At 62.5% G+C, this 22,022-nt stretch carries 12 protein-coding genes; 5 read left to right on the forward strand and 7 right to left on the reverse strand.

The window, feature by feature from the left end; translation table 11 throughout:
- The first annotated feature begins 4 nt into the window (after positions 1-4).
- The 4 genes from Pan216_RS23795 to moaA all read left to right on the forward strand — a co-directional run bounded on the left by Pan216_RS23795 (position 5) and on the right by moaA (position 8,705).
- Positions 5-880: a helix-turn-helix domain-containing protein gene (locus Pan216_RS23795; protein WP_145262049.1), complete on the forward strand. Its 876-nt coding sequence runs from the start codon at positions 5-7 to the stop codon at positions 878-880.
- Between the two features lie 569 nt (positions 881-1,449).
- Positions 1,450-6,963: a Calx-beta domain-containing protein gene (locus Pan216_RS23810; RefSeq protein ID WP_419192919.1), complete on the forward strand. Its 5,514-nt coding sequence runs from the start codon at positions 1,450-1,452 to the stop codon at positions 6,961-6,963.
- A 300-nt stretch (positions 6,964-7,263) separates the two neighbouring features.
- Positions 7,264-7,704, forward strand: a complete 441-nt coding sequence (locus Pan216_RS23815; RefSeq protein WP_145262058.1) for a molybdenum cofactor biosynthesis protein MoaE — start codon at positions 7,264-7,266, stop codon at positions 7,702-7,704.
- On the forward strand, positions 7,701-8,705 hold the full coding sequence (moaA, locus tag Pan216_RS23820; RefSeq protein WP_145262060.1) for a GTP 3',8-cyclase MoaA: 1,005 nt from the start codon (positions 7,701-7,703) through the stop codon (positions 8,703-8,705). The genes Pan216_RS23815 and moaA overlap by 4 nt, the downstream gene beginning before the upstream one ends.
- 460 nt (positions 8,706-9,165) lie before the next feature.
- On the opposite strand, the gene Pan216_RS23825 is transcribed toward moaA, so the two are convergent.
- From Pan216_RS23825 to Pan216_RS23835, 3 genes are all read right to left on the reverse strand, one after another.
- A complete protein-coding gene (locus Pan216_RS23825; protein WP_145262062.1) occupies positions 9,166-9,624 on the reverse strand; it encodes a TraR/DksA family transcriptional regulator in 459 nt (152 codons plus the stop codon).
- Positions 9,625-10,071: 447 nt separating this feature from the next.
- Complete coding sequence (locus Pan216_RS23830) at positions 10,072-11,598, reverse strand: hypothetical protein (RefSeq protein WP_145262064.1); 1,527 nt, start codon at positions 11,596-11,598, stop codon at positions 10,072-10,074.
- Positions 11,598-12,365, reverse strand: a complete 768-nt coding sequence (locus Pan216_RS23835) for a hypothetical protein (protein WP_145262066.1) — start codon at positions 12,363-12,365, stop codon at positions 11,598-11,600. The genes Pan216_RS23830 and Pan216_RS23835 overlap by 1 nt, the downstream gene beginning before the upstream one ends.
- 320 nt (positions 12,366-12,685) lie before the next feature.
- Between Pan216_RS23835 and Pan216_RS23840 the strand changes: the two genes are divergently transcribed.
- On the forward strand, positions 12,686-12,994 hold the full coding sequence (locus Pan216_RS23840) for a hypothetical protein (protein ID WP_145262068.1): 309 nt from the start codon (positions 12,686-12,688) through the stop codon (positions 12,992-12,994).
- Between the two features lie 331 nt (positions 12,995-13,325).
- Here Pan216_RS23840 and Pan216_RS23845 read toward each other — a convergent pair whose 3' ends face one another.
- From Pan216_RS23845 to Pan216_RS23860, 4 genes are all read right to left on the reverse strand, one after another.
- Positions 13,326-16,055, reverse strand: coding sequence for a type I 3-dehydroquinate dehydratase (locus tag Pan216_RS23845; RefSeq protein ID WP_145262070.1), 2,730 nt, complete (start codon positions 16,053-16,055; stop codon positions 13,326-13,328).
- A 77-nt stretch (positions 16,056-16,132) separates the two neighbouring features.
- Positions 16,133-18,922 (reverse strand): polysaccharide deacetylase family protein, encoded by a 2,790-nt coding sequence (locus Pan216_RS23850; RefSeq protein WP_145262072.1) that lies wholly within the window; start codon positions 18,920-18,922, stop codon positions 16,133-16,135.
- Between the two features lie 170 nt (positions 18,923-19,092).
- Positions 19,093-19,479: a hypothetical protein gene (locus Pan216_RS23855; RefSeq protein WP_145262074.1), complete on the reverse strand. Its 387-nt coding sequence runs from the start codon at positions 19,477-19,479 to the stop codon at positions 19,093-19,095.
- Between the two features lie 251 nt (positions 19,480-19,730).
- Positions 19,731-21,977: a CehA/McbA family metallohydrolase gene (locus tag Pan216_RS23860; RefSeq protein ID WP_419192920.1), complete on the reverse strand. Its 2,247-nt coding sequence runs from the start codon at positions 21,975-21,977 to the stop codon at positions 19,731-19,733.
- Positions 21,978-22,022: the final 45 nt, after the last annotated feature.

Raw genomic sequence — 22,022 nt, forward strand, 5'->3', positions numbered from 1 at the left:
CCTCATGCGTGCGACGATCGAAAAGGTGGAACCCCCGGAGAGTTCGTCGTTTCGACTGCGGGAACGACGAGAGTCGGCCTTCGCTTTCTACTGGCACTTTCACCCCGAGTTCGAACTGACCTACATCGACCGAAGCCGAGGACGTCGTTTCGTCGGGGATTCGATCGAGGACTATGCCGACGCCGACCTCGTCTTGTTGGGTCCGAACCTGCCCCACGCATGGTGCTCCGATGGTTCGCGCGGACAGACCGCCGAGCACGTTGCGCGTTTCGTGCAGTTTGACCGCGCGTTCCTGGGGGAAGACTTCTTCGAGCGTCCCGAACTGGCGGCTTGCCGACGTCTCCTGGAACGATCGGCACGCGGCTTATGCTTCCAAGGCCCACTTCGGCAGCGCATCGGCAAGAGACTGGCGGCGATGGAGAAGCTCGGCCCCCTTCCACGGATCACGGCGCTCTTGGAGATTCTCGACGAACTCGCGCACGTCTGTCGGATTCGCGAACTCTCGAGTCCCGGATTCCAGCCGCGACTCGATCAACGCTCCCAGCGACGCATCGACGCGGTCTGTCGCTGGATCAACGACCGCTTCCGCGAACCGCTGACCCAGACGGAAGCGGCTCGGCGGTGCCATCTCAGTCCGGCGGGATTCAGCCGCTTCTTCAAACGGGCCACCGGCAAGACCTTCGTGGGTTACGTCAACGACTTGCGCGTCGGTTGGGCTTGTCGCGAATTGGTCGAATCGGACAACGCGATCACCCGGGTCGCTTTCGCCGCCGGCTTCGCGAACATGGCGAACTTTCATCGCCGCTTCCAGGAACGCGTCGGCAAGAGCCCGCGCGAGTTCCGCAAGGAGCATCAGCGCGGCCCGAGCGGGGTGGTGTAGCGAGCCTCCCAGGAAGCGTTTGCCTCCCTCCGCGGGCACCTCCTTTGCGACCCCTTTCGTGAAGATTCGCTCTTCGTTTCCATACATACCTTCGAACAGTTTCCTCCCACCGTGAAGTTCTCATGAGAGCGACGCGACGGGGACGAAATCCATTTCCATTGACGGATCAGATCTACTACTTTTCCTCGATACACGATGCATCGCATCAACGGGTCATTGGGAGAACTTCCCCAGGAAGAGCCCGTTTCAACCGGATCGAGAACAACGTCCGGTCGGTTCCATCGCGAGGGACCTCTGACCGACTGCCAACGAAATGTCATACGCTCTTGGAACCACCGAGGAAACGAAATGTTCCTCGGTGAGCGAGAAGGAACCGAGACTCCAGCCAGAGACGATCCACTAGGCTCGCCCATCATCTAGACGCGCCAGGGACCCTCGGTCCCCAGCCAGCGACATGACCGCCGGTCCTGCCGCCCCGCTACCGTTGCGCGCGTCCGTTTCGCGAAGTGCCGACGAGCCTCTTGATCGATCTGGTTCCGCCATGGTTAAACCACGAAAGGACTGCCCCAATGTTGCCCCTCACCTCGCTCATGTTTCGTCGTCCGTTGTCGCGTCTTCGCCGCTTCCTCGGCGAGACCACGCCACGGCGATCGACCGGCCGCAAGCACCTTCTGGAGACGCTCGAAGACCGATCGGTCCCGGCGAGCCTCGTCGTCACGGCAGGCGACGACATCTCCAATCCCAATGACAGCGATCTCAGTCTTCGCGAAGCGATCGAGGCAGCCGAAGAGACGCCCGAATCCGACACGATCACGTTCGCCCAAGACGTCGAGACGGTGATGCTCGGCCAAGCCGACACGAACGTCAATCTTGGTCCCTCGGCGTTCGTCATCACGACCGAGATCACGATCCAAGGGGGCGATAGCGACTCCGATGGCGCGCCCGACGTGACGATCCAACGCGATCCTGCCACCACGGCCAACTTCCGCCTCTTCGCGATCACACCCACCGGCAACCTGACCCTCAACGGCGTGACGCTTGCTGGTGGCGTTGCCAAGGGTGGCGACGGCGACAATGGAGGCGGCGGAGCGGCCGGGATGGGGGGAGCGATCTTCAACCAGGGAACGCTGACCCTTCAAGAGAGCTTGCTCACCGGCAACGAGGCCCGAGGCGGATCGGGCGGCAGTGGATCGTACGGTGGTGGCGGAGGCATCGCGGGTAGCTCTTCCGGGATGCAAGGTGGCCCGCCTCAATCCGAGAGCGGCTTCGGCAGTGGAGGCGCCAGCGGCACCTCGGGCGGGTTTGGTGGTGGCGGCGGTGGAGGAGCCCCCACTTCGAACGGAGGAAACGGCGGTTTCGGTGGAGGTGGCGGAGGTGGATCTAGTTTTCTTGGCAGCCCCACACAACCGGGAATCGGGGGCTTCGGCGGCAGCAGTGGCAACTCAGATCATGGCGGCGGTGGCGCGGGAATGGGGGGAGCGATCTTCAACCATTCCGGCACCGTGGACATTGACCAGACTCGCGTGGAAAACAACCTCGCCCAGGGGGGATCGGGCAGCGGTGCGAATGGCCAAGGCCTCGGCGGAGGGATCTTCAACCTCAATGGGGAAATCACCCTCGCCGACACCGCGTTCACCGGGAATCAGGCACTGACCGCTTCTGGATTCCCGATGGCCAACGGTGGTTCGACGATCTACAACCGGGCCCAGACCGGCTCGCAGCTTGGACCCAACCATGAGGATGTCGACACCGCCTCCGCGATCGCGACGGTATCCGCGACTGTTTCCCAAGCCAACTTGTTGGTCGACGACAACGATACCTTGGTAGCCTCAGAAGGCGGCGGCAGCGCGCAGTTCGAAATCACGGTAGTGAATACCGCTCCGGTCCTGACCGACGCCGACCACCGGCTGAGTGCCATTCGCGTCAACTTCCCTTCGGCCGACATCCAAGGCGACAGCGTCGCCGACATCCTCGTCGACAACTCGATCACCGATTCCGATGGCCTGGTCGAGGCGATCGCGATCACCGGAGTCGACAACACCAACGGAACATGGCAGCACTGGGCGGGCACCGAGTGGACCGACATCTCCGACACCAGTGGCCAAATCGTCGATCTAACAAGTGACTCCCTCCTACTCGGTCCGGACGATCAACTTCGCTTCGTTCCCAACGCGGAATTTGTCGGAACGCCGAGCCTCTCCTTTCGCGCGTGGGACCAGAGCACCGGAGCCGCCTTCGACCGCGTCGACCTCAGCGCCCCGGAAGTCCTTGGTGGCGAAACCGCGTTCAGCGCCGAGAGCGACGAGATCTCGATCGACGTTTTGCCCGTGGTCTCCATCGCCGCGGCCTCCACGACGATACAGGAAGGAGACTCGGGCCCGTTCACGGTCGAGCTCACGGTGACCCTCTCGCATCCCGTCGACGAGGAGATCTTTGTCCCCGTCGCGACGATCAACGGCCTGGCGGTATCCGACGTCGATTTCGACGGCTTAGACTTCGCCCTCTCCTTCAACGCCGGTAACCAACTAGACCAAACGATCAACGCGACGATCAACGGGGACACCCTCTTCGAAGGAGACGAGACCTTCTCCGTCGCCCTCTCCGAGGGGGATGGCTTCCTCGTCGACGAGTCGGCCTCCTCCGTCCAGTTGACTATCCTGGACGACGACCCCGCTCCGGTCTCCTTCGCTCCCTCTTCCGCCGTCCTTGACGAAGTGGGCAATCCACTGTCGATCACCGCCTCGATCCCCGCGGCGATCGAGGAGGAAATCGTGGTCCAGCTCGCCTACAGCGGATCGGCGGTTCGTGGCGCGGACTTCAATGCCCCCTTGGAGGTCACGATTGCCGCCGGCTCCACCGCAGCCACGATTGACCTCACGGGCATCCCCGATGACCTCTTTGAGGGGGATGCGAATGAGTCCATCATCATCACCCCCAGTACTACGGCGACGGGTGCCTTCCTGGCCGACGAGAACCCGTTCACGCTGTCGCTCCAGGACAATGAGTCCACGCCGTCGGTCCTCCTCCGGGTCCCGACGGGGAACACCGACCGAATCGCCGAACAAGGCGGTCGGTCGCAGGTGAGCATCGCCCTCAGTCATGCCAGCGTCGAGTCTGTCACCGTTGAGCTCGCCTTCGGCGGCACCGCGACCCTCGTCGACGACTTTCTCGTCTCCGGGATCACCTTCACCATTCCCGCTGGCCAGACCGAGCGGCTCGTCGACATCTCCGCCCTCGCCGATGCGACGATCGAAGGGAACGAGACGATCGAGTTCGCCATCGCGAACGTCGACAACGCTGTCGATGATCGGGGACGGCAACTCCGGTACACGATCACGGAAGACATCAGCACCCTTCCCCTAGCGATCGAGCTCGACCACGAGACGTTCGCCGAGGACGGCGAAGCGATCTTGACGGTCCATCGCACCCTTCCCACGGACGAGGAAGGAAACCCGGTCGCCATCGACGAGCAGATCCGGCTGGAGTTTAGTGGGTCCGCGGACTGGACATCCGACTACGTCATTGTGGGCGAAGATGATGCGGAACTCGAATTGCTCGACGACGGCAGTCTCACGCTCGCCTTCGGCGAAAGCGACACGCGCACGCTTCGCCTACGCAGCATCGACGATACGGAACTTGAAGACGACGAAACGATCGTGATTGGCTTGCCGGGCATCCAGCAGATCGAGGCCATGATCATCGACGACGACGATCGAGTTCTTTCCGTCGAGGGCATCGAGGTCAACGAAGGGGACGAGGGATCATCGGTCGCGACCTTCACGGTGAGCCTGAACCTCCCATGGAATGAAGAGGTCACCGTCAACTACCAGACGATCGCGGACACCGCCACCGAGGGGAGCGATTACGAAGCGGTCTCCGGAACCCTCACCTTCGCTCCGGGTGAAACCGAACGGACCGTTGAGGTCCCCATCCTCGGTGATCAGCTCGTGGAACTCGACGAGCGGTTCTCGCTCTCGCTGAGCAACCCGCTCAACGCCATCGTCGACGCGAGTCAAAGCCCCGCTCAAGCGATGATCGTCAACGACGATGTCGCGACGATCGCGTGGAGCAGCGTCGTCGTCGACGAAGCCGACGGGGTCGCGACCATCATCGCCACCCTTGATCGAGCGGTGGAGGCGTTTCCCCTTCTCCTCTACACGACGGGCGACGACACAGCGCAGGCGGGAGTCGACTTTGAAGCCGTCACCAACTCACTCCCCTTCACCGAGGGCCCCGGCGACTACATGATCACCATTCCGATCATCGACGACGCGATCGCCGAACCGGAGAAGAGCTTCCTGGTCCACTTCGTCAGTCTCGACCCGCAGGGACGAGCCGTTGAATTCACCAGTGAGTCCGCATTGGTGACGATTCTCGACGACGATGTCGCCGGTGTCTCCGTGACGCCCGGCGCGATCAACATGACCGAAGGGGGCTCGACGGAATTATCCGTCGTGCTCGGTTCGCAGCCGACCTCCGATGTCGTCATTACGCTCAACCCTGATAGCCAGCTTCGAACCAACGCCACCGAAGTGCTCTTCACTCCCGACAACTGGGACACTCCCCAGTTGGTGCCCTTGAGCGTCTTCAACGACTCCAGCGTCGAGGGCAATCACCAGGGTGTGCTCTCCCTTACGGTAAGCAGCGACGACTCGAATTATGGAGACTTGGCTCTCGACAGCGTGGTCGTCAGCATCACCGACAACGACCGCCGGACGCCGACTCAGACGCCCGCGCCTCCCACTTCGACGAGAATCCCCGAGACGATCGACGAAGATGGGACCACCGTTATCGAGTCCCCGGATGTCATCGAGCAAGAGGAAGGGGAAGTCACCAAGATCAATGGTCTTCTCGATCTCAAGTCGGGCGCCGGCGAGGTTGAATTCCAAGGCGACGTCTTGGGCAGTGGGACGATTCGAGCCGTGGATCAGCGCATCCGACTCCGAGGAAGAGTGACTCCGGGAGAGATCGCCGGCACGCTTTCCTTCGAGGCGGAACGAGTCGAGATCGAATCGGGTTCGGAATTTGAGTATGAGTACGGCCGCGACGCCCAGGACGCCCTCGCGATCGAAGGGGCGGTCCAGATCGATGCCGGAGCACACATGGTTCTTGAGCGAATCGCTCCCGAACGTTTGACCGCCGGCAACCGTTGGGTCGCGATCCACAATGATGGGGACGACCTGATCGATGGCGAGTTTGACAACGTCGCCGAGGGAGAGCTATTCCTCGTCGATGGGGCCCTGCTCCAAGCCAGCTACCAGGGCGGCGACGGCAATGACTTGAGCTTCCTCGTGGTCGCGTCCCGTCCCGACGCCATCCCCTCATTCGACGTCTCGACCGAAATGGTCGCTCTCTTCCGCGACGGCAAGTTCATCTTCGGTGGAGGCCTCGACGCCAACTTCGACAACGCGTTCTACGTCGAGTTCGTCTTCGGAACGATCGGCGATGTCGGCCATGTCCTGCCCGACGGGCGAGCCCTCCTCTACCGTCCCGGCACCGGTCAGATCATCGTCTCGCGCACTCCGTTGGGCAACGGCTTCAACGTCAACGAGTATGACATTCACGAGACGGGAATCGTCAACGGTCAACTCCGCGTTGAGGACTGGGCCAATCGTGGTTTCGAGACGGTCGCCCTGTTTGACTCGGCGACGGGGAGAATCTTGGTCGATGGGGACGGTGACTTCCAGTTCGACCTCGACCGACCCGCCGACTACTCCCTCGACGTGTCGGGCTTCGGCGGCGACGTCCAGTTCGCGGCGTGGGATGTGTCCGACAACCAGACCGGCCTGGCTCTCTATGCCGACGGCTTCGTTCGGCTTCACGACCGAGCGACCGCCGAGATCGACCTCAACGACCCGAGTTCGGTCTTCGCCTACGGCGACGGACCTCTCGATCAGTTCTCGATGATCGACGGAGATAGCGATGGTTTGGTCCGGGAGGCGGTGGTGCGACGCAATGGTGTCCTCTCGATCGCCAATGCCGAGGACGGCACGGGGTTTGTCGATCGGGCTTTCGGCCTGAGTGGAGACCAGTTCTTCACGCTCAGCTCAAGGGTGATCGACCAGATTTTCGAAACCATCTGACGGATCTGACTACCGTTTCCTCGAGTTGGGAGGCCGATCCAAGCATCGACCTCCACTCTCAAACACCGTCATCAATCCCCCGGCCGTGTCATTCACACGATGGCACGCTCGGGGGATTCTTTTTTTGGCCTACTCCCTTCACTCTCCTGGGAGAAGTCTCCTCGAGCATTGCTCATCGTCGACGCGCTCGACTCGCCGCCAGCATCGCCGAACCGGTTGACGAAACCACTCCGATTTCGCACTTGGAAACGAAGAGGACTCACCGAGCAATCCCGGACCGCTTACAATGATCCCAGGACCATGATCAAACTGACGAAAGACACGATCGACTATCATCAGCTTGTCGAAGAGGCCCGCGGCAACGCCTTCGGAGCGGTCGTTCTCTTTCTGGGAACGGTACGCGAGATGAGTGAAGGCCGACGCGTCGATGCCCTCGACTACGACGCCTACCCGCCGATGGCGGAGAAGGAGTTGCGGGGGGTCGTTGACGAGGCCCGGCAGCGTTGGCCCCTGGGAGAGGTGTCGGTCATTCACCGCTACGGGCATCTCGATCTGGGAGACATTGCCGTGGCGGTCGTGACGGCCTCGGCTCATCGAGCGGAGGCGTTCGCCGGCGCCCAGTGGATCATGGAGACGATCAAGGAACGAGTCCCCATTTGGAAGCGGGAGAATTGGTCCGATGGTTCGGCGCGATGGGTTCATCCCCAATCCGCACCGACCAACGATCACGATCATCCATGAGCGAACGACGAGCCCTGCCGCTGATCGACAGCTTCGGTCGTCGGCACAACAACCTACGAATCAGCGTCACCGACCGGTGCAACTTCCGCTGCACCTACTGCATGCCCGAAGACGTGACCTTTCTCCCGCAGCAGCACTTGATGAGCTTCGAAGAGATCGCCCGCTTCGCCCATATCGCGGCGGGCCGGGGCGTCGACAAGATCCGGCTGACCGGCGGCGAACCCCTCCTTCGGCGCGAGCTCCATAAACTGGTCGCGATGCTGACGTCGATCCCGGGCATCAAGGAGGTCGGGCTGACCACCAATGGTTTGCTTCTAGGCGAACACGCCTCGAGCCTCGTTGAGGCCGGACTGCGACGCTTGAACGTAAGCTTGGACACGCTCGATCGGGACCAGTTCCGACGCATCGCCCGCCGTGACGGGCTGGAAAAGGTACTCGACGGAATTGAACGGGCGCGAGTGGTCGGCTTTGGCCCGATCAAGGTCAACGCCGTCGCCATGAAAGGATCGAACGAGGACCAGGTCGTTCCCCTGGCTCGGTACTGTCGCGAGCGGGGCTTGGAGCTTCGTTTCATCGAATACATGCCGTTGGAAGCGGAAGAGACGTGGCAACGCGGCCAGGTGCTGACGGCGGCGCAGCTTCGCGACATGCTGGCCGAGGCCGGCATGCCGACCCAACCCATCCCGCGATCGGATCCCTCCGCGCCGGCCACCGACTTCGAATACACCGACGGGAAGGGTCGATTGGGGATCATCGCGTCGGTGAGCGAACCCTTCTGCCAAAGCTGCAACCGGATCCGCCTAACGGCCGAGGGGAAGCTTCGCAACTGCCTCTTCGCCCTTGAGGAAGTCGACATCAAGACCCCGATGCGGCAAGGGGCCAGCGACGCCGAGATCGCGTCCCTGATCGAAGGAAATGTTGTCGACAAGTGGGAGGGGCATCAGATCAACAGCGCCGGTTACGTTCGCCCGCCACGCACGATGCACACCATTGGCGGCTAGTGCATTGATAGATCCAAGAGTTCGGGTGCCACTGGCTGCTGGTCAGCCAGGGGGAAGTGATTGTGGGTTCACAACCCGAAATCTTGCGTTTGACGCAGCACTAGTGACCTGATTGGCTAGTTCGTTCCATGAGATCTCGGCCCTCAGATCGTGCGGGAGGCTGCCCCACTACAGGCGTTCCCCGCATGCCCACGACCAGCGTGGAGCGTCTCCGCATGCCCACGACCAGCGTGGAGCGTCTCCCGCATGCCCACGACCAGCGTGGAGCGTCTCCCGCATGCCCACGACCAGCGTGGGCATGGCACCCAAGAGTCTTTTGGGCGATGAACGAACCAATCAGGACACGAGAAGGAGATCCCGCGTCAGCCCGATGGCCTCACTCCAATAAAAAAGCTGGGGATCTCTCCCCAGCTCTCTCTGTTTCCATGCCAGAAGTCGCGTCCGAACTCAAACCGGACCGTTACGAGTTGTACTCGTAGTCCGAGAGATTGACCGACGCTTCGCTGGACGACGTCTCTCGTTCGTAGACACGTTGCCAGCCACCGTCGATCTCCTCACGGAGTTCGGGGTTCTCTTCGAGTTTTCGCTGACACTCAATGCAGAGGGTGGTGTAAGGCAGCGCGTTGAGACGGGCAACGGGAATACGCGACGCACAGATCTCGCACGACCCGTACTTCCCTTCACGTAGGCGAGCGAGCGCCTTGTCGATCTGGGCGACTTCGCGATACTCCATCTCGGCCAACTGCGAGATGATCTCGGTGTTGATCGTATCGGCCGCGAAATCGACATCGTCCCTACCCGAGCCACTACCGGTCTCCGTGCCGAGATCGTCGTAACCATCGCTCAGCGCACTGAGCAGTTCCCGACGCCGGTCGCGAAGACGGGTGTGCAAACGCAGTAATGCATCCTTCCTTGCCATGGTACACCACCTTCCCACCAACGTGAGTCATGCCGGAGTCACGTCTCGTGAACCGTTGGGTTGACTTGATCCTCTCCCGTCGCTTGAGCCTCCGGACTCCTTCTCCCGCAACCGCTTCCCACCCGGGAACCTTGCGGGCCTTTGGAAGCGACTCACTCGATGCTCCCAGAATCGCACGCACCACTATATACGCCGGTTTCGAGCGTCATGATGGGCGATTGACGAATTTTCACGCAACTTCACCAGTCGCGCGTTTCCGATCGACATGACCCCTCGAAACCGAACCGATCCGCAGATGAACGCGGCCAATTTTGCCACTAAAGTGTAGCGCCACGTTGGCCAGCTCGCGGGCGGATTGTCCGGATTCTTTGTAACCGAAGAGGCGCCATGTTCTTCGGCGGAGGTGTCTGTGATTGGACACTCTGGAAAAGTGACAGAAGAAGCTCTCTAGAAGCCGGATCGTTGGGCCGTCCGGATCGAGCGAGCGCGGAGAGTTCCGTCCGAGGAGGTCTCGAAATTGACGTGGATCGTCCCCGACACCCGCCGATAGCGCCACTGAACGACCGGTTCGGGGCGGCCGCCGGCACCAATGGTCACGATGCGCGACTCTTCGTCGGGGGAACCGAGGCGATCCCGAACTTCCGTATGGTTCATGCCGAGACTGATGCCACCGACTCCCGTCGTCATCGCCGCCGGGGCAAGTTCCACGACCCAGTTGTTCCCTTCCCGGCGATAGCCGAGTGCCCGCAGACGACGGGACGCTTCCCGAAACTCCGGATCGATCCGATCGGCCTGCTTCAGCAGGGCGACGACCGTCGGCTTCTCCCGCTCCGACCACTGCTCGTAGGCGGGACGCTCATACCACGCTTGGACAGTGTCCGCCAATTCAATCAGCTCGCGCGTCGAGGCGGTCGCCCCCATCTGCTCGCGCCGGCGATGGACCCATTGCCGCAACAACTCACCCGCCTCGAAGCTCTTGTTCAGTTCCGCACGCAGGATCTCCGCCATGACCGCGACCTCCGAAGAGGTCATGCTCGAAAGCTTGGTCCGAGACCGCAGCACGGCCTGCTGGTACCAATGCTCCGCGATCTCCGGGTAGTCGGGCAAATAGCGCCGGGCTTGTCCCGCGAGGTCGCGGGGTGGGGCCGCCCCCTTCCGATCAGCTGACTCGAGCCCTCGCTTGATCAGCCGGCTTTGAAAGTACCGCAATAGACGCGGCCTGGTCTTCGCATCCGCATCCCGAAAGACCGCCACCGGTCGTGCCTCGTAGCGACCGCGAAGAGCGGAATCCAAAGGGGGCAGCCCAACGTGGACGTTCGGAAAGTACTGGTTGACCGAAAGGGCGAACCGGATCCACTCGTTGAGTGAGCGCGGCGGGGCCGACGCGAGGCTGGCGTGAAGGATCTCGTGGTCGAGTGCTTCAAGATCGACCCCCGTCGCCGTCTTTTCCTTGGCGATTCGCTCGCGCAGGGCCCGAAGTCGGTTCACGTCTTCGGCGGCGAGTCGGTGCTCCTGCTCGAAGCCCATCAGACGCGCTTTGCGAGCGAGACGCTTCAGATCAACCGACTTGGTCAGCTCCGCGCGCGTCGCCGCCCACTCGGAGAGATCGTACCAGGGCTCGAACTGATCCACGGGAATGTCGCTCGCCCGATCCCGATACATCCGCACATCTGTCGGCAGCGGTTCGATCGACGTCACCTCCACGGTGATCGTTTGGCCACGCACCGCCACCAACCCGGTGATCCGGAGATTACCCCCCGCATTGAGAGGCAACGGCTTCTCGGTGACGAACGCCGCGTCGCAGTCGCGTAGACGAAGCTGTTTGTTGGCCTTCTTTCCAACAAGCCCGCCGTAGGTCCCTTCGACCACGATCCATTGGCCGTCCAGCGACCGCCTGATCTCTTGCGGCGCTACCGAACGCGGGGCCTCCCGCGTCTGGCTCACCCATGCGATCGCGACCAGCATCCACACCACTAGTCGTTACTCCCTGCCGGCGTTCGGGCCGATTCGAAAAGCTGATGTTGTTCGACCAATCGCTCCCGCGAGCCGGAGTCGCCCAACAAGCCGAGGGCGTCGGCGATTCCCGGATCGGTCAGCAAGACGCCGCTGTCGACGTCGAGCCGGAGATACCATCGCTCCTCGAGCAACCTCGGTTCGTCGAGCCCTGCCCCGAAGATCAAGCGTGTTGGAGAATCGATACCGAGTTGATCGAAGAGTCGGAGACCCGCGGGATCGAACGCGACCGGCGTTTCTCCCATGAACGCAACATGCCCGATCCGCCAACCATCATCCGTGGGCGAGACCTCGGCATCGATCACCAGGGTCTGCCCTTTGAGCAGGCTCCGGTCCGCCGGGGAGGAGAGCGCCTCGTCGAGGGGACGATCGAGGAGTCCCACCAGGATGCCAAGCTCCGCGTGAGCTTGCCTGAAGTCGGCAACATCGTCTCGCTGTCGCTGCTCGTCATTGAGCTTGCCGAGAGCGTCGTCCAGGAGTTCGTGCGCCTCTTCGAAGCGTTGCTCACGCAGGGCGCGCATGCCACGAAGCGCCGTCGGCAGGAATTCCTCGGATCGGTTGGCCGACTGATGGTGACGCCACTGCACGATCGCGAGCAGAAGAAGCACCGAAAGACCGACCAGCGCGAATCCGCGGCGCGACGTCATCCAGTGATGACGCTTCTTCCGCGCCGCCTCGGACGTCTCCAAAGCAAAGGAATAGTCGTCTTCGCCACGCGGTTCATCCACCGGTCGATCCGCTCCTTCGTTGCTTCGAGTGGAGTGAGCCGTTCGCTTGAGTCGAATGGCACGACGTGCCCGAGATGATGAATCAAGAGACCCACGACAACGTGCCCCGCTCGCTCAATTCTGAAGGTTCTTCCCGAGCAGGCAAGGGGAAACAGGAAAGAGACGGCGATTTCGACGCTACCTGGTCGCGGACTTCTCGGGTGGGGATTGCCCACGAGGTCGTCGAGCGGTAGCCTGACTTCTCGCGGCTCGCCGATGAAGCTCGCGACAGTGACGGGACGTCGAGCGTCCCGAGAGTTCCAGGCAGGGAGAAGATCTCGATGAAACGACGTCACTTCGTGGTGACCATGATCGCGTTGGCCATGGGATGTGGTGGAACGCGCGGAACACCCTTCTCGACCAAGACTCGACAAATCCTCGGCGCCCTGAAGAAAGCGGTCGACAACGAGGACCTCGCCGTCGTCGAGAAGACACTCGCGCTCTCCAAGAAGCAACTCGACGCCGGAAACATGATCCAGAGCGAGTACGACGTCGTCGAGGCGATCGCGGCTTACGCCAAGGAAGGTGACTGGGAATCCGCCCAAGCCTTGGCGGACGAATGCGACAAGCTGACCAAACGAAGCACTTGATGCGTCCTCTTCGGCTCCATTCGCTCCACCTCTCCATGCCGGAAGCTGAAGCGACCGCTGGTGGGCTGGGCCTCGAAGAGGTCGGCGAACAAAGTGAGCCGGGAGAGGGTTTCCGGTTCGGAGAATCGAGGGCAATTCGAGATGCGAACCCCCTCACCCCTAACCCCTCTCCCACGGGGAGAGGGGGAACAAGAGGCTCACTCTCCCACAGGGAGAGGGGAACAAGAGACTCACTCTCCCACAGGGAGAGGGGGATAAGAGAGACTGACATCTAGACCTAGATAGAACACGAAGTTGGGTCGGTAACCGGCATGAACTCCCCGGTGAATTGCTAGCCGAGCGGCGATCCCATCGCCTCCAAGTCGTATCCCTCGAGCGCCTTACCCAAATCGTCGATTCCCACGTCGCACTTCGTGGTCCGCCGAAGGATCCGCTGCACGCGGTTGAGCTGCACGTCGATCGGATCGGCGACCTGGGCAGCGCGTTGTTCTCGGGCCCGGTTGGCCAGGTCACCGGTTCGCGGAAACTTGCCGAGGTCGAGCAAGGCCCCTTCCTCCGCCAACACCTCGGGAGTGAGATCGGCGTACAACTCCGAACCCGCCTGCACGTTGACCACGAGGACGTCGCAATCACCTGGGGGCAATTCGCCGATGGTGCACGACTGGGCCCGCAATTGCGTCGCGACACGCCGGGCGCGGTGTCGGTCGCGGTCGATCAGGGTGACACGCGCCTTCTCCGTCAACAACGCGAACGCCATTGCGCGTATCGGCGGCGACAGACCCACGAAAACGACATGGCGATCAGCCCACTTCGAGCGATCTCCGGGAAGCACCCGCTCGATGACGTCGATCGCGGCCTTGGCGAAGGAGTGCTCTCCCATCCAGCCTCGCTCGGTGAGAAAGAGCATATCGGCCGAGCCGACCGCGCGAACCAAACGGGAACGACGCTCGAGCAGCGAGTTGAGACTCGTCGAGGTCTCTCCCTCCATCACCACGCCGACCAGACCGAGTGGTGACGCGACCTGGGCCAGTTCAGAAGCGCGATCAATCCGCAACGGCAGACAACGAACTCGACTACCGGCTTGCCGGAACCCGTCATTGAGAAGGCGTACCGTCAGGAGCGTCCGCTCTCCCTCGCCCGACACCACTAGGAACGGGGTATCCGTCGTGACGCGCCGCGCGTCGTAAAAGTCCTCCAAGTCGAAGAACGATCCAGCTCCAGGGTAGCCCTCCGTCTGCCGGGACAAGGAGGTGTAGGTCCACGGCGAGCGAAAGCGCCGTCCCAACAGCACCGCCGCGGGCCCCGACGGACCAAGGCCCACCACGGTGGTCGGAACTCGTGACGATTGCACGATGCTCGCCACCAGTGCCGCGTCGTGGGGGGTTCGGATGGGCAACACGAGTTTGACGACATCCGCGTCCAACCGGCTGGCCCGAGCGTGGATTTCCCGCAGGTTGGGCGGAATCCCCGCGGTGTTGGTGTAGCTGATCACACGAAGCGTGCTGCCTTCGCGGGCGATGTGTTCGGCACAATCGAGTTCCAACTCGACATAGCCAACTCCATCGCGGATCGCTCGCCGCAGAATCTCCAGGCGTTCGACCTCGGTCCCGCTCCAGCGCCCTCCGTCCTGCAATCGTCGGCAAGACGCGATCGCGGGTTTCTGACAGACCTCCAAAAGAGAGGGAATGTTGGGGGTGCGCACGAACCGATCGAGTCCGAGTTCGATCAGGTCGGCGAGCCGCCGAGCGTTGATCAGGTCGGCGAACGCCATCCGGTGACTGAGCGGCGTGATCGGGATACAGACCTTCGTCTCCCCGTTCGGAGACCCCTGAAACTCGTCGGGGAGAATTTTCGCTTTCGGGGTTGGCACCCTCCGACGAGTTCGTGGCGCATCGTCCTGTGCCAACCAGTCGGGCAGATCGGCTGGCAAGTGTAGGCTCGGATCGCCAGTCTTGCCCTGTTGGTCGTCAATCGATTCGGTCATCGCCGCGATGCCTTGCGTCGTGACTCGGGCCTTCTTCCGCCCCGAGACCTTCCTCAAGCAACGCCGCAGGTCACTGAGTAGCTCCGTAGGCGAGGCATGACGGTCGTCAGGCTCCTTGGCCATCATGCGATCGAGCAGTCGCTGGACCTCGCGCCCCGCCCCTTTCACCCGTGGAGCACTTTCGGTCATGTGCATCACGACCGTCTCCATCGGGGTTCGACCACGAAAGGGCGATTGACCGGCGAGCAACTCGTAGAGCGAGCACCCGAGGCTGTAGATGTCGCTGCGCGTGTCGGCGCGATGAACGTTCTGTGCCTGCTCGGGAGCGATGTAGTTCGCGGTGCCGACAAGGGTCCCGGCCTTGGTGAAGACCGTCTCGACGCTTTCGTCGCCGCCGGGAATCGCGTCGGTCGAGAAGAGTCGCGCCAGGCCCATGTCGAGCACTTTGACGTGATGGTCGGCCGTCACCAACATGTTGGAGGGCTTCAGGTCGCGATGAACGACGCCCTGACGGGAGGCGTACTCGAGCGCTTCGCTGACCTGGCGGACGTAGTCGAGAGCCTGTTCGACCGGAAGGGGCCCCTTGCGACGGACGAGGTGGTGAAGGTTCTCCCCATCGACGAGTTCCAGGATGATGAAGTGGAGCTTGCCGTCGTTGCCGACGTCGAGGGCGCGGACGATATTGGGGTGTTCGAGCCGACCGTTGGCGAGGACCTCCTTACGGAACCGCGCCAACATGCTCGGTCGTTCGAGCACGCTCGGCTTGGGGATCTTGACGACGACTTGGCGACCGAGCTTGAGGTCGCGGGCACGAAAGACCGCCGCCATACCTCCTTGCCCGAGCTTGTCGAGCAAGCCGTAGCGAGACTCGAGCAACATGTACTTGCCGCGACCGGCGACGATTTGGCGGGCTTGCCACGCGGTCAGCACATCCTCGTCGATCAGTCGATTGGCGTACTGCTCGGCGCTAGGAGGGGGACCGTTCTGAGAGAGCTTCCCGAGGATCTCATCGAGGCGGATCGGCGAAATGATTCCGCAGGCGACGACGCGATCGCGGAACTCGGCCGCGGATAGCATGAGTGGAGTCTCCTCGCCAGGGTACGCACGTGCGGCGAACGCGGAATTATTCGGACGATCGGAGGCGGGGACGGGACTCAACCACTCTCGGCCGTCGACTCGTCCTCGCCACTTGCGTGCTCTCGCTTGAGTCGCGCTTCCAACTGAATGTACTCAAACGAGGAAAAATCGAGAGAGAGCGCTTCCGACGACGCGTCGACCTGGAAGACCAGTTCCCCGCGCCCGTTGGTCAGGCAAGCACTCTGGGTCGGTGCGCCAAGCGTCAAGCTCGCGCGGCGTGATTCCCCTTGCGTCTCCGCCAGACGCAGTTCGATGCCCGTCTCCTCGCCTCGCCCAGGAAGCAGTCGCGTTCCGACAATGCTTGGAGGATGAAGCTTTGCGAGACTCGCCGTCGTCCCACACGAGGGCGGGCCCTTCGTCACCGACTTGATGCCGATCGGCCAAAGCGACTCGTAAGCGGCCGTCCACGGTAGGGGCAAATCGATCCCGAGGGTGAACTCGAACTGTCGTTCGCGCTCCCCCGCGACCAAGAGAAGCGTGTCGGCCTGCTGCGCGTTGATCCGGCGATGAAACGGAAGACCCTTCGGCGCGATCGTCGCCGAGAGATGACGCTCGGGCAAGTGCAGAAGCAGCGGCGACTCGATCTCCGCCGCGTAGCTCGGATCGAGACAATAGCCGATCGGAACCGCGATCGGTGTCTTCTCGTCTCCCCACGTCCAGCGCGAAGCGACGTAGTTGGTCGCGTCGCCCTTCACCTCGCCGACCGGTTCGAGTTCGATCGCGACCTCGACGAAGGAGCGATGAGCCCAAAGCCGGGTGCGCTGCGTGAAGGTCGCCCAGCGCGTTTGGCCATCCGACGCGAGGAGTTCCCCCTTCGAGGTGATCTCGCCGAGGGCCGGACCGTTCTCGGTGATCGTCAAGCTCGTACAGATTGAACGGCTGCCCGCGGAGTGAACCAGTTCCTGGGCGAGGCGATTGTAGCCGGAACGAGGCTGCCAAATGCCGCGAATGGTGCCCGTCTTCTTGTCGATCTCGACTTCGATGCGCTCGTTGCGAAGCTTTCTGCCCGACGCGATCGGCTTGGCCGTCTCCTCCTTGCCCTTCTTCGCATCGTCGGCGGGAACCCAGGTGTAGCCCCAGCCGGGGACGTCCACGATGAGCGCGGTTCCTCGCTCGGTCGGCTGGGAGGCCCGCACCGGCCCTTCCCACGATGGGGAGACCTTCTCCTCGATCTCGAAGCAGGTTCGTCGCGGATAGCTCGTCGGGTTGATCACAAGGATCCCACGCCCCTCGGGAGCATCGTCTAGCAACGCGTCGACCGCTTGATTGAGCGAGCTGGTGCGAGCCTCGCCGAGCGCCTGTTCGAGATCGCCCTCGGGTTCGCCACAACTCTCTTCGATCCGGTCCTCGAGGTCGTCGAAACGACATCCTTCGTCGCGGCCTGCCAGCAGACTCAGCGCCTCGAACGCTCGGGCGGTCTCGAGCACCCCCCGCCGTTGATGGTGCTTCGTCCAGCGACTGACGGCGAGCTCATCTCCCTTTGCGGCCGATGTTTTCAGCGCCCCGGAGAGATACTCATCGGCTTGGGTCTGGCTCGGCCGCTCCGAGGTCATCGAGTTCAGGAAGAAATCGGTGAACGTGTCGAAACGCCCGAAGACGGGTGCGTAGTGGTCGATCCGCAGAATCAAGTCGAACCAGAAAGCCGGTCGATGAACCCAGTGCGCGAAGGGCAACGTCGCGGTTCGGTCATCGAGCAGCGAACGGGCCAGGTCGTCGAAGATCACGAACGCCGAATCGGGATCGCCCGCGTTGCACGCGACTCGCGCGAGGGCGTCGACCGAGCTGCCGTCCGGGGCGGTCCAATGAACCTTCGGATCGCGAAAGTGCGGCCACGTCCCCGAGTCGAAGGCGACGTGCAGCGCGAACTGGTAGTGGAACTTCATCAACAGTTGTGGCAACTCGGGTGCGAGCGCCATCTTGCGAGCGCCGAAACAATCGACCTCACGGCCGAGCGTCGCCTCATAAGCCCGCGAGGAGCGGTCAAGCTGCCACATCCGCGACTCATGAGACAGCAGCGACCAGGGCCGCTCGTCGTAGGGCCCCCCGAGAAGCTGCGTCGATCCATCCTCGAGCGACGACTTGAGCTTCTCGAGCATCCCGTCGTCGCGACCGGCAATCGCTTCGATTTCCGCCCCCGTCGCGATCAAGTTGAAGGGGACGTTCGAGTCGACCCGTTTCTCGAGATCCGCGACTTGCCATTGCTTGGAATACAGGGCCAGATCGAGAAGGTTGATGGTCGCCGGGTAAACGAGTTGGCGACCGTTGAGCAGGAAGTCGAACGCGGCCTGCAGGGAACCACGCGATTGCTCAACGTTCCCCTCCACGTAGGCTTCCGCGGCGGACTGCATGTCGTTGAGCACCGCCCAGCCATCGACTTGGTCGTCGTGCTCCATCCCGACGAAAAGGACATAGAGCCCAAGATAGGCGTATGCGAAGGCGTAGAAGTCCCGTCGAAGCTGGTCGTCATCGCCCGTGGGAAGGCCCAACGGCTCAAGCAACTGATCGGGGCCATCGAGTCCGACATGTTCGCTGGTGACAACGAGCAGCTTATGTGGCTCTCTTCCAAGGGCCTCGCGGATCTCGGGAGGGATCTTCTCGAGCAACGGTTCGGGAACGATTGCTAGGACGGCATCGTCGAGGCGAACCTCGTCCGGTGCCACCCGAGTGGGAAGCTCGTCGGTCTCCGCGAGCAGACTCGGGTGCCACAGCGCCTGATAGCCAATCAGCGTCAGTGACGCGAACGGGCGATGCTTGCCCGGCTCGGTAAGCGTTTCTTCAGGGGTGAGGAGGCGAAGCTTTCGGGACAAGGCTATTCTGCATCTCTGGAGTGGGTCGGCACCGTATCAAAAAGGTTACGGCGCCGCCCCTCCCAGGTCCAAGGAGAATGCCCCGAAGTGGCCCCCGATCGGCGACGCGACTTTCGTATTCTTCGCAAGATCGGCCTAATTCCCCCGCACCGGGGACAAGTGATGCGGCCTCAGCGCCGGGAGCGGACCTCGGTGAGCTGGAATTCGCCGTAGTAGCCGACACTGGCCCGGTACTTCCCGAGGAGCTTGTTCCCCCTCATTTGCCCGATCCACTCGTAGTCGTGCCCGCGAATCACCGCGGTCCCCTTGAGTTCCTGATTGCGTCCCGACTTCTTCGAGTCGAAGGTGACATCGTACTTGAAGGGATCTCCCTGAAAGGTCCCCGTGAATGTCGCGGTCCAGACGCCATCCTCGCCCGGCGTGGCGACACAGCGGAGCGGGCCGCTGGTGCCATACTTGCGATTGTTCCACGTTCCTTCCCACGTCTTGGCCGACTCGGCGGCGAACAGCGGAGTGGCGATCAGTGTCGCTAGCGCGGCGATCAGCAGGCTCTTCATCGGGTTGTCCTTTGCAGAGAACGAGAAGTGACCCCAACATGAGTGGAAACGAACACCGGCCGGCCGATTCGCCACGCGAACCGTACGATTCGCGTCCCTTCGGGAATCGGCCCCGTTTCGCTCAGATTCAGTTTCCACTACCAGACAAATGGCACGAGAACCGCGAACCTTTCAGCAGATGGGACGATTCATTCTAAATTCTTGACGAACGCCACGACATGGCCCCAACCAACCACCAATCGGCGGCTCATTCACTCCGTTTCCGACTCGTTCAGCCGGCGTCGGTAGGCTTGCCGGGCGTGTTCATACGCGTCGCGGGCCGCTTCGAGTTCGTCCCCCCGGATCTTCGGACGCTTCTGCTCCCAGCAGCGTTCGACCCCCTTCAGGCACCACTCGGCCGACTTTCGCGAGGCCCGAATCGGCTTGCCGTCGACCTCGATGAAGACGGGGTTCGTGTGCGATGAGGGATAGACGCGTAACGCCACCCAACTCGACTTCTCGACCGGAACGTCAAAGCTCACCGTCTGGAGTGATCCATCGGCCACGATCGTCTTGGACGCGACCGGACGCCCATTCATGACGACCTCCACTGGGACGGTACGGGTCGCTCCAACGCGAGCACGCTCGACATGCCAGTACGGCTTCTTGCTCAGCGGCCGAGTTCGAATCACTTCGTCCGGCTTCTCGCCCAAAAGGGCCGACACCTTCGCGGTGATCGTGACGGTCTTGGGCGACTCGAGGTCGAGTTGGCTCCCCTTCTCCCCGACCGCGACGTCGTCGACGGTGAAATCGAGCAGATGACTGAGCCCGTCCGAGACATACGAGCGGCCATCCTTTAGCCCCTGGACCCAGTCGGGATAGTTAAGCTCGCCGTCGACCTTGACGTAGACCCGCCCGAGCCCGACCCGCTCGCCGTAGATACACGGGAAGTCGGTCTCGCCGCTGATGCGGCAGCGATAGCCGCAGTTGAGCGTGTGGTACCAGATGTTGAGCTCCCACGGCGCGGGGGTGTCGACGGTCGAGATGAAGTCGCACGCATCGTGGGTGATGTCGACGATGTACTCGTTGGCGCCGATCCCCGAAAAGGGAGGAACGACGTCACTCGGCAACGTGTCGTCGGGCAAATCGAGCCCCCAACCGGAATGGGCGAACCCGACGACACCGCCCTGCGCCTTAGCCCACTTCAAGATTGGAAGATCCCAACTCGGCCAGTCCTCGATGCGCTCGGTGCCGGGATAGTCGTCCTCACCCAAGTTCAGCAAGACGAGATGCCCCGCGTGCGACGACGGGAAACCGGAGACTTCGACGTCGTAGCGAAGCAGATAGTCCTTCTCCGAGAGTTGGTGGACTTTGCCGTCAAAGTACTGTTTCTGGAAATACCAGCACGGCCCCCAAGAGAGAACGCACGCGACGTTGAGATCCTCGCCCAACGCGTGGCGGAACATGTCCTCCGGCTTCACTCCTTGCGTCGGGTTCTCGTAGTGGGCACAGCCGGCGCCGTGGACGTGATGATCGCCCGACCACCAACCGAAACTTTTGGGCTCGACCCAGCGGCGTAGTCGAAAGCTCTCCGGCGCGACGGGCTTCTCGGGGACCACGAGCGTTCGCGAATCGATGTGATACTCGGGGCCACGTCCAAACTCGACGGTGTACGTTCCCGCCGGCAAGGGGATCGTCTCCCCATCGCCGCGGTAGACCTGCGGGTGGAAGAAGAAGTCAGGGGCGAGTCGACGCGTTTGCGATGGATAGACTCGGCCGAGTTTGTCGGTGATGCGAAACCACGCCATCGTCGGCTCACCATCGTGATCCAGGACCCGCAGCGTGACCGGCGACGCGGGTAGCGAGTCGAACAAAAGCGCCACTTCGCTGCGAAATCCGAGATCCTGCGTCCCTTGCCCGACATCGAACGCCAATGTCGCCTCGCGTTTGCCCACATCGCGGCAGAAGAGCTGCAAGAGGCGATACTCGACCCCGAGGCCGGAGAGGCTCTTGGTCATCGGCTGATCGTCGAACATTGTCGCGTCAAGAAACCGATCGCGGACTTGGTCGGGGGAGATCTCCAGCGTCGGCTCCTTCGCCCCCCGAGAGCGTTTCACCATGGGAGCGGCGTTGGGACTCTCGACGCGTAGCCGGCTGGTGATGCCCGCTTCGTTGATCACCTTGACGAGGAAGTTGCGCCAGCCCTGCTCGACGAGCTGCCTGGGAGCCGCGCCGGGAGCGACCTTGACCCGGCTCTCCGGATTGATCGTCACGCCGACGAGGGCGTGCTTGTCCAAGATCTCCTGAATCGCGCGAACCGCCTGGGGCCCATCGGCGCCCTTCATCGCGGTCTCGAGGGCTCTCCTGTCGTCTTCCGGGAGGGGTTGCCCCAGATAGTCGAGCGCATCGAGCAGGCGGCGGACCTGAGCCGCGAGGGGTTGGGCCTCGACCCCCGATACGATCGGCAGCGGTTCGTCCGCGGGGGCGGCAAGCAACAGGGCGAGCAGGAGAGAAGGCACGGCGGGATTCCTTGCGGCAAGAGCGTCTCCCAGACCTCCCACAGG

The sequence above is a fragment of the Kolteria novifilia genome (genome assembly GCA_007748055.1).
GTDB classification, from domain to species: domain Bacteria; phylum Planctomycetota; class Planctomycetia; order Kolteriales; family Kolteriaceae; genus Kolteria; species Kolteria novifilia.

What these genes read in the sequence shown, in the direction of transcription:
- Pan216_RS23795 (WP_145262049.1), top strand. Translation starts at nt 5, where the DNA reads ATGCGTGCGACGATCGAAAAGGTGGAACCCCCGGAGAGTTCGTCGTTT.
- Pan216_RS23810 (WP_419192919.1), top strand. Translation starts at nt 1,450, where the DNA reads ATGTTGCCCCTCACCTCGCTCATGTTTCGTCGTCCGTTGTCGCGTCTT.
- Pan216_RS23815 (WP_145262058.1), top strand. Translation starts at nt 7,264, where the DNA reads ATGATCAAACTGACGAAAGACACGATCGACTATCATCAGCTTGTCGAA.
- moaA (WP_145262060.1), top strand. Translation starts at nt 7,701, where the DNA reads ATGAGCGAACGACGAGCCCTGCCGCTGATCGACAGCTTCGGTCGTCGG.
- Pan216_RS23825 (WP_145262062.1), bottom strand. Translation starts at nt 9,624, where the DNA reads ATGGCAAGGAAGGATGCATTACTGCGTTTGCACACCCGTCTTCGCGAC.
- Pan216_RS23840 (WP_145262068.1), top strand. Translation starts at nt 12,686, where the DNA reads ATGAAACGACGTCACTTCGTGGTGACCATGATCGCGTTGGCCATGGGA.
- Pan216_RS23845 (WP_145262070.1), bottom strand. Translation starts at nt 16,055, where the DNA reads ATGCTATCCGCGGCCGAGTTCCGCGATCGCGTCGTCGCCTGCGGAATC.
- Pan216_RS23855 (WP_145262074.1), bottom strand. Translation starts at nt 19,479, where the DNA reads ATGAAGAGCCTGCTGATCGCCGCGCTAGCGACACTGATCGCCACTCCG.